8 protein-coding genes are annotated in these 20161 nt (G+C 43.1%); all 8 read right to left on the reverse strand.

What is annotated here, in order from left to right; all coding sequences use genetic code 11:
- Positions 1-13: 13 nt before the first annotated feature.
- Entirely contained in the window at positions 14-3202 is a 3189-nt protein-coding gene (locus BGO42_RS17535; RefSeq protein ID WP_273244028.1) for a beta strand repeat-containing protein, read from the reverse strand.
- Positions 3203-3479: 277 nt separating this feature from the next.
- Complete coding sequence (locus tag BGO42_RS17540; protein ID WP_273244030.1) at positions 3480-4619, reverse strand: T9SS type B sorting domain-containing protein; 1140 nt, start codon at positions 4617-4619, stop codon at positions 3480-3482.
- A gap of 51 nt (positions 4620-4670) precedes the next feature.
- The gene (locus BGO42_RS17545) at positions 4671-5735 is read right to left on the reverse strand and encodes a hypothetical protein (RefSeq protein WP_177729841.1); all 1065 of its coding nucleotides are present in this window, start codon (positions 5733-5735) and stop codon (positions 4671-4673) included.
- A gap of 20 nt (positions 5736-5755) precedes the next feature.
- Positions 5756-7402, reverse strand: a complete 1647-nt coding sequence (locus tag BGO42_RS17550; protein WP_273244033.1) for a lamin tail domain-containing protein — start codon at positions 7400-7402, stop codon at positions 5756-5758.
- Between the two features lie 196 nt (positions 7403-7598).
- Positions 7599-10832 (reverse strand): Ig-like domain-containing protein, encoded by a 3234-nt coding sequence (locus tag BGO42_RS17555; protein WP_273244035.1) that lies wholly within the window; start codon positions 10830-10832, stop codon positions 7599-7601.
- A 197-nt stretch (positions 10833-11029) separates the two neighbouring features.
- Positions 11030-14266, reverse strand: a complete 3237-nt coding sequence (locus BGO42_RS17560) for an Ig-like domain-containing protein (protein ID WP_286749601.1) — start codon at positions 14264-14266, stop codon at positions 11030-11032.
- Between the two features lie 210 nt (positions 14267-14476).
- Entirely contained in the window at positions 14477-19264 is a 4788-nt protein-coding gene (locus BGO42_RS17565) for a beta strand repeat-containing protein (protein WP_273244039.1), read from the reverse strand.
- A 266-nt stretch (positions 19265-19530) separates the two neighbouring features.
- Positions 19531-20161, reverse strand: a 631-nt coding sequence (locus BGO42_RS17570; protein ID WP_286749602.1) for a T9SS type A sorting domain-containing protein, incomplete at its 5' end; no start/stop codon positions are given.

A 20161-nucleotide genomic window follows, 5' to 3' on the forward strand; every position in this document is an offset into this window, starting at 1 on the left:
GAAGTATTTTTTATTAATAAATTACTTTAACCGTTTTTGTTTTATTGTCTTCCGATTTTACCTGAACCAATAATACTTCATTCGCTGTAGTTAAATCCGAAATCACAAAAGAACCAGCGTTCACATTTGCTTTCTGGTACACCAAACGGCCTCTGATATCAAAAATAGCAATGTCTTTGATTTGCGTATTTTTAGTTTCGATATGTAACGCTGCATTTTGCCTGAATACTACAACAGCATTAGCATCTAATGTTGTATCTACCGTTCCCAAAGTGTTTTTGTAAACGATTTCAAAACGATTGTCGAATGTTCCCTCTGCTGAAGCAAATGCATAGGCACCCGCTTTCAGGTCGTGTAATACTCCCGCTGTTTTATCTTTTAAATAAACATCCTGAGTTCCCAAGAACACTCCGTCCATAGCCGATAAGGTAACGCTGTAGTTTCCTGCTGTAGCCGCTTTAAATCCTAAAGTCACAACATCTTCTGCATTGAAAGGCAAAGAACGTCCCTGGATAGTATAGTCTGCTCCGGCAATTTTAGACGATAAGGCACTTCCTGTAGTTCCGAATGCCAATCCGTCATAACCGCGGTCTACTCCTTCTGTAGCGCCCTCTGCGTAAGCAACCAGAATCTGGTTGAAAGCTGTTCCGGCATCATTGGTCAAGTTAAGCCACATTCTGTGTTTTTCTGTTTCCGGAAGCGTAGCGTTAGCACTGCTCACTTTAAAGAACTGGTTCCCGTTTTCAGCAGCACGCATTGTGTTTGCAAAAGTTACATTTCCTCCTGCCGGCAATGATTTTACTATAAATCCTTGTCCAACCTGAATTTTACCGTTTGGCACATTCGCCGGTACACCGGAAGTTCCGGCTGTAGCCGCCACTCCTCCTACACCCGGAGTCCATGTTGCATAGTTTGTTCCTGCCGGGAATTGTCCCTGAGCATTCATCGTTAAAGTATGTGCATAGAAGTATAAAGTTCCGTCGATCGTTGTATTGTTACTTACAAAAGTCGCTCCATCAATAACAGACGGATAAGGATTACCCACCATGTTGTATCCGGTACCTGTAGTTTCTAATGTAAATGTTACATTACCATTGTTTGGTTTCCCTACAAAAGTTCCTTCCCATGCAGCTGCCGGTGAAGCCTGGTAATTGTTTGGTGCTCTTACTGCAAAACCTTTACCAACAACAAAAGTTGTTGCTGCCGTTAATCCGGTGTTTACATAAGTATTCGTACTCGTTTGATACGTATAAAAACGGTTTGTCAGTGTATTTGGAGAGAATCCGAAAAGATTTTGTGCTTCTACCGGTGAAGACCATAAAGTATGATCCAAACGTACAATTGGCGCTGAATTTCTATGCAGGGTTACTGCTCCGGTATTGGCAACAGCATTTGTCTGAATTAAGTTTGCATTGTTCTGGATCACAAAATCAGCTGCTGTCATATTATTCACTACTTCATTTACAACAGTAAGGTTTGTACCGGATGCCAATGTAAATGATCCTGAATTTAATGTTAATTTTTTAGTGGTAAACGCACCGTTTGTATTGGTGTTGTAAGCTCCGGCAATAACTGCTTCAATAGTCGCATCCGGTCCTGTTACATTAGACCATGCCGTTCCGTTCCAGGTTACTGTACTTAGTTTTGTTGTTACTGTCGTTACATTTGAGTTTGATGAAGTAGTAGCTGTAGCTGTTGCACGCACTCTGTAATAGTAAGCGGTATTCGGATTTAATCCTGTTACTGCATAAGTTGTTACATTACCAACATTTCTGTCGTTATACCCGGTAACAAAAGATGGTGTTGATCCTGTATAATTGATTGTAAGTTCATCTACATAAGCCAGGTTACCTCCTCCATTTGCAAGCAAAATCTTAACATCGGAAGCGGTTTCATTGACATTTACGGTATAATCGCTATGTGATGTTGTCAAGTTGATTGTTTGAAGCAATGTCGTTACCCCGTTTACAATTTTGCTAACCTGTAATGTCGTTGCAGAAGCTCCTCTTTTAGCTGAAAATGTAATTGTGCTTATTTTAGCAAAACCTGGTGTGGTCATTTTTCCAGTACTCGCTCTAAGTTGTGCTCCATATCCTGACACAGACTGATTGGCCGCAGCTCTGATAACATCTTCTACTTCCCAGTTTCCGGAAGCCAATGGAGTAGTACCTGTTCCATATCCGGAAGTACTAAGCCCTGTTTCAAATTCTTCCAATACACTTGATGGTGTATCAATTCCAAAACTTGCATGTTCACTTACGTCAAGACGATATCCCGATGCTCCTGCAACAGTTTCCCAGTTTGCATTAAATTGCAACTGTTGTACCGTTGTAGCTGCAGTTGTCGCAGGCGTCTGTAATGTTCCCGTTCCGGAAACAGCTACAGTTGGAGGCGAAGAAACACCACCACCTGAAAAAGTAATATTACCGGATTTAGCTCCAACAGATTGCGGAGTAAATCTAACATACACCGGTACGTTCGTTATTGTTCCAGAAGTTTGCGTTAACGATACTGATCCTGACCAGGCTGACTGGTCTTTACTTATCTGAAAATCTGTAGACGGTGCATTAACCGTAATATCTCCTGTCAGGTTTGCTCCGGAAATTGTTACAGTACTGTTTGCTGAATTTGTTCCTACATTAACATTTCCAAAACCTGGGACAGTACTTGGTGTAGCTGTTATAGCAGGAACAGTAGCAGTACCTGATGCTACTAATTTAATAGCCTGTACTCTTATTCCACGACCAGAAGTTCCATTATTTGAAATTCTTATAACAACCTGACTACTTACAGAGTTTAAATTTATAGTCGATCCTACATAAGTAGAACTTGAAGGTGTAGTCGTTGTAGTTGTTTGTGTAAAGGTAGTTCCTCCATTATAGGATATTTCTATCTTTCCAGGATTTGCCGTTCCCGAATCAAAAGTAGCTACATTTATAGTAAACACAGCACTTGTGTAGCTGGATAAATTATAACTGCTTGTTGTGATTACGTCACTTGGATTACCGGCATCTAATAAATAATAACTTGATTTATCAATGTCATTTGTAGGCACATTATTTGCACTTGTCCATCCGGACGGGAAAGCTCCGCCTCCCGAAACGCTAAAGATCGTTGTTTGCCCCCACGAGTTTACACTCAATAAGCATATGATGAGCAACATCAGACACTTAGGCAAATGATAATGTAATTTTTGTTTCATAAATATTTGTTTTTTTGAGCCTCCAAAGGTATAAAGATGTTTCAAATTTTTACATTGCGTATGTTACTATTTCATTAATTAACAATAGAAATACATTTTATTAATTTTTTAACACTTTTCGTCGATAAAAATTCACAATACACACGATAACAAGTGAATAACATTTAATTTAATTTTAACATTGCACCCTTTTTTAACATTTAAAAATCAAAATACCCTGTTACATTAACAATATTGTCAACGTAACAGGGTATAATTTATAGTTATAAAACGTAAATTATCGTTTCATACTGAAATGGGCCTTGAATTCTTTTTGCACTCCATCTTCATAATAATCCAGCACAAACCAATAATCGGTAGACGGTAACGGGTTTCCGTTATAGGTTCCGTCCCAGCCTCTTCCTTTGGGCGAAATTTGTTTAATTACTTTACCATAGCGGTCAAATATTGTAATCTTTGCTTTTTCCGGATTTGGCAAACCGGTAATATTCCAGGTATCGTGGTAGGAATCGCCGTTTGGCGTAAAATACCGGGGATAATTCAGCACATTTACTTTGAGTGGTACCTCACCGCATCCTCTGGTATCCCTTACATTTATCGTATATGATCCTGATTTGTTCACATAAAAAACAGGCTCACTCTGAAAAGGACCGTCATTTAACTGGTATTCATAATCGCCGGATCCCTGTGTAACCGTAACCGTAATTGCCTGATACAGCTCAAACGCTTCTTTTACAACCGCATAAGCAACGGCAACCGAAGACACTCCAATGGTAGCCGTATCAGTACCGGAACAACCGGTAGCTGTATGGGTAACCGTTACCGCATAATTCCCGGGCTGTGTTGCCACAAGGGTATTGGAATTCCCGGATAACGGCACGTTATTTAATGTCCATAAAAAGGTATTTCCTGCCTGCGGAACTCCGGAATTTAAAAGAACCGGATCTACTAAAACACCCGTAACCGGATTAACACAGGCAACAGTATCTGCTAAATTGGGCTGCGGAGCACTTTTCAGGTCAACTGTTAACTGCTGTACCGGTCCCAGACAGCCGGAAACAGCATCTTTTTCCTGAACCTGGATGGTATAGGTTCCGGGCGGCGTATTGCCCCAATTAACCGTTACCTGGTTTGTACTGGGCGGATTTACATACCCTATGGTTCCTGAAAATCCGGTATTTAAAACAGTCCATACATAAACAGAGCCTATAGTTCCCAAACCGCCGTTTTCTAAAGCATCCACTTTATAAACCGAAGTCGCGGTTCCGTGGCAAATCGATTGCTGGCCGTAGCTGACAAACCCGGTACTTAAGAGCAGAAGTCCTGTTAGCATTCTAAAATACCGCTGCATTTTCGAATACTTTATTGCCTCTTCTTTAGTTGCGTATATACTATTTGTATCTGTTCTTTTACTCATTATTTTCTTTATTCACTCCGGCTTTAAGCCGTTGCTTATCGCTGTTTCTCTTTAATTAAAAATAATAGCCGATGTTGTTGGCGCTGCAGGCTGCGGGTTTATGGTTACCGCGGTTGCTCCCGAAGTACATCCTCCTGCACTTTGAACGGTTACATTATAATTGCCCGGCGTCAGGTTATTAAAAGTTGTACCGGCCTGGTAATTAACCCCGTCAATACTATACGTAAGTCCTGCTCCTAACGGTGCTGTTACCTGTATGGCTCCCAACGCCTGAGCACAGGTAGGCTGCGTTGGTGTTACCGTTGGTGCCGTTGGCGCGGCCGGCTGTGCGTTAATCGTTATTGCCATAGGGCTGGAGATACATCCTGCCGGATTTTTTACAGTTAGATTATACGATCCCGGTGCCACATTATTAAAGGCTACACCCGTTTGATAATTCGTTCCGTCAATACTGTATTCATAACCTGTTCCTACCGGAGCAGTAACCGTAATGGTTCCTGTAGCAACGGCACAGGTGGGCTGTGTTAATGTTGCGGTAGGTGCTGCCGGTAATGCCGGTTGTGCGTTAATTGTAACCGGAGTTATTCCGGAAATACAGCCTGCTGCATTTTTAACCGTTACGTTATAGGTTCCCGGCGCCAGGTTGTTAAATCCTGTACCCGCCTGATAGTTCGTTCCGTCAATGCTATAGGTAAGTCCTGTTCCTACAGGAGTGGTTACGGTAATGCTACCCGTTCCCACAGCACAGGTAGGCTGAACCGTTGTTACCGTCGGGTTAACCGGGATATTTTCAATGGTAACCGTTACGTCAACCGGAGTTCCCGGACATCCGGCCGCATTGGTTTCCGTTACCTGCAAGGTATATACCCCTGCCGGCGTTGTTCCCCAGTTAATGGTAATACTGTTTGCATTTACACCGGGTGTTCCGGTAATGGTACCCGCAAAAGTATTGGGTGTTACCACCCAGCTGTAGGTAGAACCTGCCGGACCGGAACCCGGAGTATTCACGCTATAGTTTTTAACCGCACCCACACATATTGTCTGTTGCGCATAGCCTCCCAGGGATGCCAACAACACAAGTGTGAAAATTAAATTTTTTAAATAATGCTGTTTCATGTTTTCTATTTAGTAATTTTTTAATTAAAATAAATTCCCGCTGTGACCGGTTTTGTTTTCACCGTAAGCATAGCGGCATGCGAGCTTTCCTGGCAGCCTGAAATATTTACAAAGCAATAATACTGGTTCCCGTTGAAGCTTATCGGTACGTTATTCACGGTAAGTGTCGCCGTTGTTGCCCCGGAATAGGTAGCCGAATTGGTCACATTTACCCAGTTTCCGGAACTGTTCAGTATTTTCCACTGATAGGTCACTCCTGCCGGATTGCTGACACCCACCGTAAAGGATGCTGTCTGATTTTCGCAGATAATGGCATTAACCGGTTGCGGCGCAATCACCGTGGTTGTGGAGTTGTTATAATTTTGCAGGCCAATGTCGGCACAGCTTTCCGAAGAAGAAGTATTCCATTCGCTGTCCACAAAAGTGCTGTTGGGTGCCGGAACCGTATTGAGCCTGATTACCGAGTAACCGGCATTATTGGGTGCATTGACCACATCAATTACCGTTGTATTTTTTACCAGTTCGAATGCATCATTGGCATTAAAACCGGTTGAATAGGTCATGTTTGGCGTAAAGGTACATACCGGGGCATCGTTTCCTATCCGGATAAGGTAAACACTACCCGATGCCAATGTTCCGGTAAGCGGTATTGTATAGGAAGGTGCAGCATCGCCAATATTTCCGTATCTCAAAATAGAATACTGGGTCATATTAATTGTTGCCCCGGTTCCGTTATACAATTCTATCACGCCTCCATCTCCAACCTGGGCATCATAAAGTTCCGAGATAAACAAATCCGCGTAAAGCGTACTACAATTTGAGGATAGTATCGTATAAGAAGCTGCCGAAGTACCCGTACAGTTATTTGTTGTAATGGTCACCGCTCCTGTTGTTGCTCCTACCGGAATAACCGCTTCAATTAACGTATTGGATATAACCGTAAATGAGGTTGCCGGAACACCGTTGAATTTAACCGAAGTGGTTCCGGATCCGTTCTGGAAACCATTCCCGCTGATCTTCACCAGTGTATTGACCGGAGCTGACGCTGGCAGAAAACTTGTAATCACAGGCTGCGTACAGGCAGCAACCACCTGTCCGTTAAACGTAAAATCGTTGATACTGAATGTTCCGGTTCCGCCGGATGCTCCCCATGCATATATCCTGAATCGTATTGTCTGAGTGATATTCTGGAAAGCAGCACCGGAAAGGCTTATCGTTGTTCCGCTTACCGTTGCCGTACCGATATTACCGGTAAAAGAATCGACAGAAGACCGGAATGCAAAAGAAGTTGGTCCTGTGCCGGATGCCTGTCCGGTATATTCAAAGCTTGTAAAGTTGATGGCATACCCGGCAGATGGCGTTAAGACAAATTCGAAATACTGAGTTGCTCCTAATGATCCTATATTCCATCCGGTGGCATTATACCTGTTGTTGGTATTACTTCCGGTGATCCCAGATCCTCTTCCGATACCGGAAACGGTTATATTCGGGTTTACAAGCTGTCCGGCAGTATAAGGGTTTGCCGTATTGGGATTGGTGCCGGTAATGGGATTACTAAAAATACTTTGTCCATAACTATCTGTAAAACTGAGTATCAAGAGAAACAATACTCCGAAAATCCTGGAAAAAGCCGGCGCTTTTAGTTGATATAATGTTCTTAAATCCATTAAACGTATTCTGTTTTTAGCTCTTTTGTTCTTTTCAATTTGAGCGTTACAAAAATAACGACCAGCACATCACCACCTTTGTTTATCACATTATCATATACCATTCATAAGGTTATCATTGCGTTAAGCACCGGTTTTAATTATTTCCATAAAAAAACCTCTCCGAAGAGAGGCTCTTTTTTAAAATCAAAAAAAATTATTTCTTAACCACTTTAATGGCTTGTGACTGACCATTGGCTTTTACCTGTACAATATAGGCGCCTGCGGGCAAAACACTCATATCTAAAAGTACTGTATTGGCAGCTGGTTTTTCGGAAATCACCCGCTGACCAATCAAATTGAACACCTCAACCGAGGCAATCGCGTCTGTATAGGTTATTGTAAACACAGCTGCTACCGGATTCGGATAGTATTTTAAGCCTGTAATTTCAAATGAAGAAGTCCCTAACGTTACCGTTACTGTCACCGCCAAAGGGCTCACACTTCTGCATCCGCCAACTGTCTGAACCGCATAATAAGTTGTTCCGCTTACCAATTGTGTTCCGGCCGCGATCGGGTTGGTATTTGCCAGTGCATCGGCAGCCGTCGGGTACCAAACTACAGCCGTTCCCGTTACAACGAGGTCTTCAATTGTTGCCTCAGCAGCCGTATTCACATTAATAGTCTGCGTACTGTTTCCTGTTGGCGGCGGTGTAGTCGTTACATTTACCATTACCGTAGCCTCTGTATAACAGCCGGTAGCTGTGTTTGTTCCTCTAACAGTATAGGTAGTCGCCGTTGTTGGCGATACCGTTACTGTACTTCCGGTTAGGTTACCCGGTGTCCAGGTCCAGTCTAAAGTTCCGGCTCCTGCTGAAACAACCTGACCTCCGAATACGACATTCAGGCGTTGTACGGATAAAGCAGCAGAAGGATTCGTTTCCGCCAATATAAAAGTTGCCGGTAATGTTGACGTAACAGCTGAAGCCGTTTTATTTCCGGTAGTTGCCGTATAATAGGTTATGGCATTGTTTATCAAATTTGCCCCATCCTGCCTTACATCTACGATAATGTTCGATACGCCGTCCCAGGCATAAGGCGTTGCAAATGTGATGGTATTTACACCTATAGCATGGGCATAGGTAGCCGGTCCGTACACAAGGTTTAATCCTGTTGTTGTAAATCCGGTTAATGTACTGTTAGCCGTAGTTCCGATTCTGATCGTAAAATTCGTAACATTAGCCGCATCACCCAGAGTGGTAATGATATAAGCAATTGAAGTGATGTTACCGGCTCTTAATCCGGCAGCCGTAAGTTCTTCAGCCGTATAAACCGTTTGATTCCAGTATTGCGACCAACGGTTACAGAAAGCTGTCGGTTGGTTTGTTGCCGATGTTAAGGTTGTTGTCCCTGTTCCGATGGCAGCAGTGCCCGGAGTAACCGTAAGCGCCGTTAAAGCGGCCGACGTTCCTTCGCAAATGGTTTGGTTTGCAGTAGCCGCCGTAACAACCGGCAGCGGATTGATGTTTACCACTACATTTGTCGCTATCGCACAAACACCTGCCGATTGTGAGGCTGTTAAGGTATACGTTGTGGTAGCTGCCGGATTAAATACCCATCCGCTGGCTGCATTTCCGGTAACGTCTGTTGCCGGTGACCAAACGAAAGTATCATAATTTGCTGCTCCTGTAGCAATTGTTACCGCAGCAGCAGCCTGGCCGCTACAAACAGCTGTTGTACTGTTTGTACTTAATGTAAATGCCGGTGGCGTTGTTACCGTAGCCACCACTTCTGTTCTTGGAGAAGCGCATGTTGCCTGGAAAACCCAGTTATAGAAACCCATATAGTAATTTGCATCATACCCGTTTCCGGTAATGTTCGCTACAGAAGAGGTGTAAGGATAAACCGCTCCGGTAGTATTTCTTGATAAACCAGACGACGGCATGGCTGGATACAACTGATAGTTACCCGGTGTTAACGCATGGTTTAGCGTAATGGTTTGCGGGGTGGCACCTCCGGATACATTTGTGGTGTACGGATAAGTAGCAATTACAGTACCGGCGCTGTTTCTGACAATAATAGCCGCTGTTTGTCCTGACGTTATCGGGAAAACATCTACAGATGTTAAGGTTGTATTTTCCAGAACCGTGAAGCTCACATCCCAGTCCACTGTTTGTGTTCCTATCGTTCCTCCCTGTGCTGTTGGTGAAAGAGGTCCCAGCGATGTTACTCCCGGCACTCCTGTTTCGACCCAGTAAGAAGTTGTTGCTGAAATTACCGGTGTTGCAAATGTCGCTCCGGTTCCTAATGCCACTCCACCGGTTGCTGCGGCATACCAGCTAAGGGTTCCGTTGGTTGCCGTTGCGCCCAAAGTAACGGAGCCGTTACCACAGACACTGCCCGGTGTGGTTCCGGTAATATCGGCATGATCACAAGCTGTTATAAGGCTTGTCACACTGCTCCACGCACTAAAATCTCCGGCTCCACAATTAGCACGAACGTATAATGAATATACCGTGGAAGGTATTAGGCCGGTTACGTTTTTAGTAACAACACCGGCAGCAGTAGTTCCTGAGGTTGTAAGACCTGTTGCACCGCTTCCGGCTGCACCGCTTGTCCTGATCTCATATTCATATCCGCTTGCCGGAGTTGATGCAGAAGCCGTCCATGAAATGGTCGCTGCACTTTTTGTAATGCCTGCAACAGTAACATCTGTAGGCGGAACACAACTTGGCACCATCGCTGTTAAAGAGATATTATCTAACGAAGCCGGCGGATTTGCACCGCCCGAACCATCGTTTTTCCAAACAAATACCAGCCGTTTTGTTTTCCCGGAAACATAGTTCAATTGTGCTGCTGTAAAGGTGTAAGTTACAGCTGTAGTTGTCGTGGGAACTGTCGTCCCGTTACGCTGTAATAAAAAATAGCCTGTAGTGCCATTTGTATAGCCCGTCCAATTTGTACTGGTTGTATTGGTTGAGGTCGGACCGGCAGTAGATGGTGTAATGCTGGTATCCATTATATACACCAGCAGGTTATCCCAGTTACCGTCGCTTCCGTTTGCTCTCCAGTCAAAAGCTAAATCAACAGCTGTAGCACCAGCCGGGAAAGCCACATCTCTGTAAAAGTGAGACCGGCTTGTTGTTGTTGTACTATAACCCCATGTTACTCCGGAATCATTGGAAACGTAAGCACCTCTTGCTCCCGAAAACCATCCCGGTACTGTTCCTAAAACCCATCTATTATTTGTATCATCAACTTGTGTCCATCCGTTACTGGCAAATGTTGTTCCGTCTTCAAATCCACCCTCTACATTGGGATTAATCAATACCGTTTGCGCATTCATTGGCTGTCCGAGAAGGAAAGCCATTAAAAATAAACAGCAGGCAGTCCATTTCAGTCTCCATACTCTTTGCCCGCAATTCTCTTTTAATAAAATAGTTTTCTTCATAAATAAAAATTTTAAATGGTTTATATCATAACTAATATAACCATTAAAAAACCGCAAACCATTACAAAACAGAACTTTAACAGCTGAAAATGAGTATTATAACAAAATAATAGCGCGTGTTATTATAATTAACTTTTAGCATTCTATAAAATAAAAAAAGCCGCTCATTTGAGCGGCTTTTCCTAAAATCAAAAAACTTATTTTTTAATCACTTTAATGGATTGTGATTGACCATTCGCTTTTACTTGTAAAATATAAGCTCCAGCTGGCAGCACACTCATATCAATAAGGGCTGTATTTGTATTTGGTTTTTCAGCAATTACCCGCTGACCAATTAAGTTAAATATCTCAACCGATGTGATAGCATCTGTATAGGTTACTGTAAACACATCTACTACAGGGTTTGGATAGTATTTCAATCCTACGATCTCAAATGAAGAGGCACCTAATGTTACGGTTACAGTTACCGCTAACGGGCTAACACTTCTACATCCGTTAACAGTCTGCATTGCATAATAGGTTGTTCCGCTTACTAATTGTGTTCCGGCAGCGATCGGGTTTGTATTTGCCAATGCATCAGCCGAGGTTGCATACCAAACTACAGCCGTTCCCGTTACAACGATGTCTTCAATTGTTGCATCAGCTGCCGTGTTGGCATTAATAGTCTGCGTACTGTTTCCTGTTGGTGCCGGTGTAGACGTTACGTTTACCGTTACCGTAGCTTCTGTATAACAGCCGGTAGTTGCGTTTGTTCCTCTAACCGTGTAGGTAGTCGCTGTTGTTGGCGATACCGTTACTGTACTTCCGGTTAAGTTACCTGGTGTCCAGGTCCAGTCTAAAGTTCCTGCTCCTGTTGTTACAACCTGACCTCCGAATACTACATTCAAACGTTGTGTAGATACTGTTCCTGCCGGGTTTGTTGTAGACAATACCGTAGTAGAAGACGGTGTTGATGAAACAGCCGAAATAGTCATGTTTCCGGTAGTAGCCGTATAATAGGTTACCGCATTATTAGTAGCATCTACTCCATCCTGTCTTATGTCAAGAATAATGTTCGACACACCGTCCCATACATAAGGTGTTGCAAATGTGATGGTATTTACTCCTATTGCATGAGCATAGGTAGATGGTCCGTAAACAAGGTTCAATCCTGTTGTTGTAAATCCGGTTAACGTACTGTTAGTCGTAGTTCCGATTCTGATCGTGAAATTCGTAACATTAGCAGCATCCCCTAATGTGGTAATGTTATAAGCAATCGAAGTGATATTTCCTGCTTTTAATCCGGCAGCCGTAAGTTCTGCAGCGGTATAAACCGTTTGGTTCCAGTATTGATCAAAACGGTTACAAAAAGCTGTTGGCTGGTTTGTTGCCGATGTTAAGGTTGTTCCTGTTCCGATAGCAACAGTTCCCGGACCAATAACGCTTGTAAGTGCCGTTAATGTTGTGGAAGCGCCCTCGCAAACTGTTGGGTTTGCTGCAGAAACCGTAACAACCGGTAGCGGGTTGATGTTCACTACTACACTAGCTGTAGTAGCACAAGCACCTGCCGATTGTGAGGCTGTTAAGGTATAGGTTGTGGTAGCCGTTGGATTAAATACCCATCCGTTAGCTGCATTTCCGGTAACGCCTGTTGCCGGTGACCAAACGAAAGTATCATAATTTGCCGCTCCTGTTGCGATAGTTACCGCAGCAGCAGCCTGCCCGCTACAAACAGCTGTTGTACTGTTTGTACTTAATGTAAATGCCGGTGGCGTTGTTACCGTAGCCACAACTTCTGTTCTTGGAGAAACACATGATGCCTGGAACACCCAGTTATAGAAGCCCATATAGTAATTTGCATCATACCCGTTTCCGGTAATGTTTGCTACAGAAGAGGTATAAGGATAAACCGCTCCGGTAGTATTTCTTGATAAACCAGCCGATGGCAAGGTTGGATACAACTGGTAGCTTCCCGGTGTTAACGCATGGTTTAATATAACGGTTTGTGCTGTTGCACCACCGGATACATTTGTGGTGTACGGATAAGTAGCAATTACAGTACCCGAACCGTTTCTAACAATAATAGCTGCTGTTTGTCCTGACGTTACCGGGAAAACATCTACAGATGTTAAGGTTGTATTTTGTGTAACTGTGAAGTTAACGTTCCATTCTACTGTTTGTGTTCCTATCGTTCCACCCTGTGCTGTTGGCGAAAGAGGTCCCAGTGATGCTACTCCCGGCACTCCTGCCTCAACCCAGTAAGAGGTTGTTGCTGAAATTACCGGTGTTGCAAATGTAGCTCCGGTTCCTAATGCCGTTCCGCCGGTTGCTGCCGCATACCAGCTAAGGTTTCCGCCGGTTGCCGTTGCTGCCAAAGTTGCAGAACCGTTACCGCAAACACTGCCCGGTGTAGTTCCGGTAATATCGGCATAATCACAGGCTGTTACAAAACTTGTTACACTGGTCCATGCACTAAAATCGCCGCTACCACAGTTGGAGCGGACATATAACGAATATGTTGTTGAAGCTGCCAAGCCAGTTACGTTTTTAGTAACAATTCCGGCAGCTGTAGTTCCTGACGTTGTTAGACCTGTTGCACTGCTTCCGGCTGCACCACTCGTTCTGATCTCATATTCATATCCGCTTGCAGGAGCTGATGCAGGAGCTGTCCATGAAATAGTTGCTGCATTTTTTGTAATACCTGCAACAGTAACCGCTGTAGGCGCAATACAGCTTGGTACCGTAGCTGTTAAAGAGATATTGTCTAAAGAAGCCGGTGGATTCACCCCGTCTGAACTATCATTTTTCCAGACAAATACCAGCCGTTTTGTTTTTCCGGAAACGTAATTTAATTGTGCCGTTGTAAAGGTATAGGTTACCGCAGTAGTTGTTGTGGGAGCTGATGTACCGCTACGCTGTAATAAATAATAGCCTGTAGTGCCATTAGTATAGCCCGTCCAACCGGTTGTTGTCGTATTTGTTGTTGTAGGACCAACATTAGATGGTGTAATACTGGTATCCATTACATACACCATCAGGTTATCATAGTTACCGTCGTTTCCGTTACCTCTCCAGTCAAAAGCTAAATTAACTGCAGTAGCGCCGGCCGGGAAAGCCACATCTCTGTAAAAGTGCGATCGGCTGGTTGCTCCCGCATTATAACCCCATGTTGTTCCGGAATCACTGGAAACATAAGCACCTCTTGATCCCGAAAACCACCCTGGAACTGTCCCTAAAGCCCATTTATTAGTAGTATCGTCAACCTGTGTCCATCCGTTACTGGCAAATGTTGTTCCGTTTTCAAATCCACCTTCTGCAGCGGGATTAATCAGCACTGTTTGTGCTGTCATTGACTGTCCGATAAGGAAAGCCATTACCAGCAAATAGCAGGCGTTCCATTTCTGCCCCCATACTTTTTGCCAGTGATTCATTTTTAATAAAGTAGTTTTCTCCATGAATGATATAGTATTAGTTTATACTATACCAATGTAAAAAAAATATTAATCACAAAAGCACTAAAAACAGCATTTTAACATCATAAAAAAACTATTATAACAAAATAACAACAAAGATCCTGTATAATTAACTTTTAAAATGAATAATTCGCATTTTGCCCCATAAAAAAAGCCGCTCAAATGAGCGGCTTTTCCTAAAAATCAAAAAACTTATTTTTTAATCACTTTAATGGATTGTGATTGACCATTTGCTTTTACCTGTAAAATATAAGCTCCTGTTGGTAAAGTGCTCATATCTAAAAGCGCTGTATTTGTATTTGGTTTTACTGCAATTACACGCTGACCAACCAAGTTAAATACCTCAACCGATGTGATAGCATCTGTGTATGTTACTGTAAACACATCTACTACAGGGTTTGGATAGTATTTCAATCCTACGATATCAAATGAAGAAGTACCTAATGTTACGGTTACGGTTACCGCTAACGGGCTAACACTTCTACATCCGCCAACTGTTTGCATTGCATAATAAGTTGTTCCGCTTACTAATTGTGTTCCGGCAGCGATCGGGTTTGTATTTGCCAATGCATCAGCCGATGTTGGATACCAAACTACAGCCGTTCCTGTTACAACGATGTTTTCAATTGTTGCATCAGCAGCCGTGTTGGCATTGATTGTTTGTGTACTGTTTCCTGTTGGTGCCGGTGTAGACGTTACGTTTACCGTTACCGTAGATTCAGCATAACAACCTGTAGCGGAATTTGTTCCTCTAACCGTATAGGTTGTCGTTGTTGCTGGCGATACTGTTACTGTACTTCCGGTTAAGTTACCCGGTGTCCAGGTCCAGTCTATAGTTCCAGCTCCTGTTGAAACAACCTGACCTCCGAATACTACATTCAAACGTTGTGTAGACACTGTTCCTGTCGGGTTTGTTGTAGACAATACGGTAGTAGAAGACGGTGTTGATGAAACAGCCGAAATAGTCATATTTCCGGTAGTTGTTGTGTAATAAGTTATGGAATTATTTGTAGCATCAACCCCATCATGTCTTACATCAACAATAATGTTCGATACACCATCCCAAACATAAGGCGTTGCAAATGTAATGGTATTTACACCTACAGCATGAGCATAGGTAGACGGTCCGTAAACAAGGTTTAATCCTGTTGTTGTAAACGCTGTTAAGGTACTGTTTGCTGTAGTTCCGATTCTGATTGTGAAATTCGTAACATTAGCGGCATCACCTAATGTGGTAATGTTATAAGCAATCGAAGTGATATTTCCTGCTTTTAATCCGGCAGCTGTAAGTTCTGCAGCGGTATAAACCGTTTGGTTCCAGTATTGATCAAAACGGTTACAGAAAGCTGTCGGTTGTGTAGTTGCCGATGTTAAGGTTGTTCCTGTTCCAATAGCAACCGTTCCCGGAGCAATTGTTATTGCTGATAATGTTGTCGAAGTTCCTTCACAAACGGTTGCGTTTGCTGCAGAAGCCGCAACAACCGGTAGCGGGTTGATGTTCACTACTACATTTGCTGTAGTAGTACAAGCACCTGCCGATTGTGACGCTGTTAAGGTATAGGTTGTGGTAGCTGTTGGATTAAATACCCATCCGTTAGCTGCATTTCCGGTAACGCCTGTTGCCGGTGACCAAACGAAAGTATCATAATCTGCCGCTCCTGTTGCGATAGTTACCGCAGCAGCAGCTTGTCCGCTACAAACAGCTGTTGTACTGTTAGTGCTCAAAGCAAAAGTTGGCGGTGTTGTTACCGTAGCCACAACTTCTGTTCTTGGAGAAACACATGATGACTGGAACACCCAGTTATAGAAGCTCATAAAGTAAGCTGCATCATAACCATTTCCGGTAATGTTTGCTACAGAAGAGGTGTAAGGATAAACCGCTCCGGTAGTATTTCTTGATAAACCAGCTGTTGGCAAGGTTGGATACAATTGGTAGCTTCCCGGTGCGAACACATGGTTCAATGTAATGGTTTGTGCTGTTGCTCCACCGGATACATTTGTGGTATACGGATACGTCGCAATAACGGTACCGGTACTGCTTCTAACAACGATCGCTCCTGCTTGCCCTGAAGTTACCGGGAAAACATCTACAGATGCCAATGCTGTATTTTGAGTAACTGTAAAGTTCACATTCCAAGCCGTTGTTTGCACTCCTATAGTACCTCCCTGTGCTGTTGGAGAAGCCGGACCTACTGATACCGGAGTACCCAGAACACTTGTTTCAGCCCAATAAGATGTAGTGGCATTAATTACCGGAGTTGTATATGTCGCTCCGGTTGCCAATGCTGTTCCGCCTGTAGCTGCCGCGTACCATTTTACTGTTCCGCCTGTAGTCGTTACTCCTAAGTTAGCAGTTCCCTGTCCGCAGATTGTTGCAGGTGTTGTTCCTGTTATATCAAAATAATCACAACTGGTTGTAAAGTTCGTTACTGCTGTCCATGTACTGAAATCTCCTGCTCCGCAATTTGCACGAACATAAACGGCATAAGCCGTTGAAGGCAATAAACCTGTTACGTTTTTAGTAACGATTCCTGCCGCAGTAGTACCAGAAGTTGCAAGACCAGTTGCACCGCTTCCGGCTGCACCACTTGTTCTGATCTCATATTCATATCCGCTTGCCGGAGCTGATGTAGAAGCTGTCCATGAAATGGTAGCTGTATTTTTTGTAATCGCTGAAACAGCTGTTGCTGAAGCCGGCAAACAAGTTGGCGCTAACTCAACCGTAATTTCTCCTAAATACAAAGTACTCATGTTCGCTACAGAATAACACTGGAATCCGATGTTATAAACGCCTGTTGCCGGTGCTGTGAAATCAATTTCTTTCGCTACAACAGTAGTTCCTGTTCCTGTAGTTACATCAAATAAAGTGGTTGTCATTGCTGTATTTACAGCTGTAGTACCCACCGCTACTTTAAGTTTTTCAGCATATCCGGAGTCTTTATATTTAAATTTCAAACGGTAGCTAACACCTTGTGTTAAATTTAATCCGTTAGTAAAGAACCAATCATCTGCTGCATTGGTACCATGGTAAGGGTATCCCATTACTTTTCCTGTAATACCAGTTGTAGTAGCATAGCTCACCCATGTTCTGGTATCATTATTCACATTCTGAACGGTAGTACACATTGGAATTGCCGGTACAGTTACCGCTTCAATAGGCACTGTATAAGGAATCACAGCATTATCACATACTGTCGTGAAAGTATAGGCAGCTGTCCAGGCACTAAAATCTGTAGCGCCACAAGCAGATCGCACATAAACCGTGTAAACTGTAGCCTGAGTTAAAGTAGCTACGTTAGCTGTAACAACACCCGCTGCCGTATTACCTGAAGCGGCAAGACCTGTTGCACCGCTTCCCGCTGCACCACTTGATCTTACTTCATACTGGTATCCGTTTGCCGGAGCTGTCGCCGGAGCTGTCCAACCGATAGTTGCCGTTGTCATCGTGATAGCCGAAGCATTAACTGCTGTAGGCACAAGACAAGAAGGAGTCACCTCAACAGCAATTTCTCCTACGTATAAAATGTTCATATTCGCCGCAGAATAACACTGGAATCCGATGTTATAAACTCCGGTAGTTGGTACCGTAAAATCAATTTCTTTTGCTACAACAGTTGTTCCTGTTCCTGTAGTCACATCAAACAAAGTAGTGGTCATTGCCGTATTTACAGCTGTAGTACCAATACCTACTTTAAGTTTTTCAGCAAATGCTGTATCTTTATATTTGAATTTCAAACGGTAGCTAACGCCTTGCGTTAATTCTAATCCGTTAGTAAAAAACCAGTCATTTGCTGCATTGCTACCATGGTATGGGTATCCCATTACTTTTCCGGTTATCCCTGTTACAGGAGCATAGCTTATCCATGTTCTGGTATCGTTATTAACATTCTGAACGGTAGTACATGCAGGAATTGCAGGCACCGTTACCGCTTCGATCGGTACTATATGCGGAATTGCAGATGGTGAACACAATGTTGTAAATGTACCTGCTGCTGTCCAGGCACTGAAATCGCCTGAACCACAATTTGCTCTTACATACACCGAATAGGTAACCGCCGATGTAAGTCCGCTAATATTAGCTGTAGTAACTCCGGCTGCTGTAGTATTTGCTACTGTCAAACCAGTTGTTCCGCTACCCGCTGCTCCACTGGTTCTCACTTCATATTCATACCCGTTTGCAGGGGCAGAACCGGAAGCTGTCCAGTTGATTGTCGCAGTTTGTGTTGCAACAGCTGTTGCTGTAATATTCGAAGGTATTAAGCAAGTAGGTGCTACTGCCGTTAAAGAGATATTATCTACAGATGCCGGTGGACTCGTTCCATCCAGGGTATCGTTTTTCCATACAAAAACAAGACGTTTTGTTTTCCCTGCAACATACGTTCTTTGTGCTGCAGTAAGTGAATAGGTTATGTTCGTAGTTGTAGTCGGATTTGCAGTTCCGTTACGCTGCAACAGGTAATATCCTGTAGTTCCGTCTGTATAACCTGTCCATCCCGGTGCAGTTGTATTGGTTCCGGTTGGACCAGCCGTATCCGGCGTAACTGTTGTATCTACAAGATACACTAACAGGTTGTCATAATTTCCATCGTTTCCGTTTCCTCTCCAGTCAAATGCTAAATTTACTGCTGTAACACCAGCCGGAAAAGTAATATCACGATAAAAGTGTGAACGGCTCGCCGCTGTATTGGTGTAAGCCCATGCTCCTCCTGAGTTGTTAGAAACATAAGCACCGCCAGTACCGGTAAACCAACCCGGAACAGTTCCTACGTTCCAAGTATTGGTCGTTGCGTTAACCGTCGTCCATCCATTGCTGGCAAACGTTGTTCCGGTTTCGAAGCCACCTTCTGCATTGGGGTTAATTAATAGTGTTGTTTGTGTTCCCTGCGCACTGACCTGTTGTCCTAACAAAAGTGCAAACAATAACAAACAACTAAAATTCCAGTGAATTTTCAATGCATTACGCCATCGAAATCCACTCAAAAAAGTAGAGTTTTTCATAAAATAGTGTCATTAGTTTATCGCGGCTAATTTAACAAAATAATAACACTATAAATGGCATATATCTATTTTAACAATTATAAATGCAAAATCAATGAAAACACCATATTTTTTTAACATCAAGTTTTGTTAACGTTAAAAAGAATCAATAAGAAACAGTAATATAACAATATTACCCTTAATTAAGTTCAAAAAAAATAGTCTAAGAAATATTTCTTAGACTATTTTAAAGTATTTACGTTAATTATCTACCTTTTAACCACCTTAACGATCTCTTTTGCATCTCCAGATTTCAAATGAGCCGTATAAGTTCCTGCGGCTAATTGCGTCATGTCGATTTCTATCGTTGTCATGTTTACTGTTTTGTAAATAACCCGTTGTCCTAACATATTGAATACTTCAATTGTATTGATTGGTTCAGCATAACTAAACGTGATGTTATCAATAACCGGGTTAGGATAGTATTTGAATTGGTTTTTATCAAATGATGATGTTCCCAATGTAACTGTTACGGTAACCGCAAGTGCTGTAGTACTGGCACATCCGCTCACTGTTTGCGTTGCATAATAGGTAGAACCGTTTACCAGTTGTGTTCCTGCCGGAATGGCATTTGTTCCCGCCTGTGCATCTGCCAGTGTAGGGTACCAGATTATACCTGTTCCGGTCGCTACCAAATCTTCGATTGTTGCTTCTGCCGGTGTATTTACAGTGATTGCCTGTGTTGTTGCTCCACCAGGTTGTGGTGTTACATTTACAGTAACCGAAACTGATAGTCTTGTACTTTCACATCCCGAAATTGTTTGTGTCACATAGTAAGTACCTGTTGCCAAAGCATCTGTTGATGCCATCGCTGTACCTCCGGTTGGAACATTATACCAT

This window comes from Flavobacterium sp. 40-81, assembly GCF_001898245.1.
GTDB classification, from domain to species: Bacteria; Bacteroidota; Bacteroidia; order Flavobacteriales; family Flavobacteriaceae; genus Flavobacterium; species Flavobacterium inviolabile.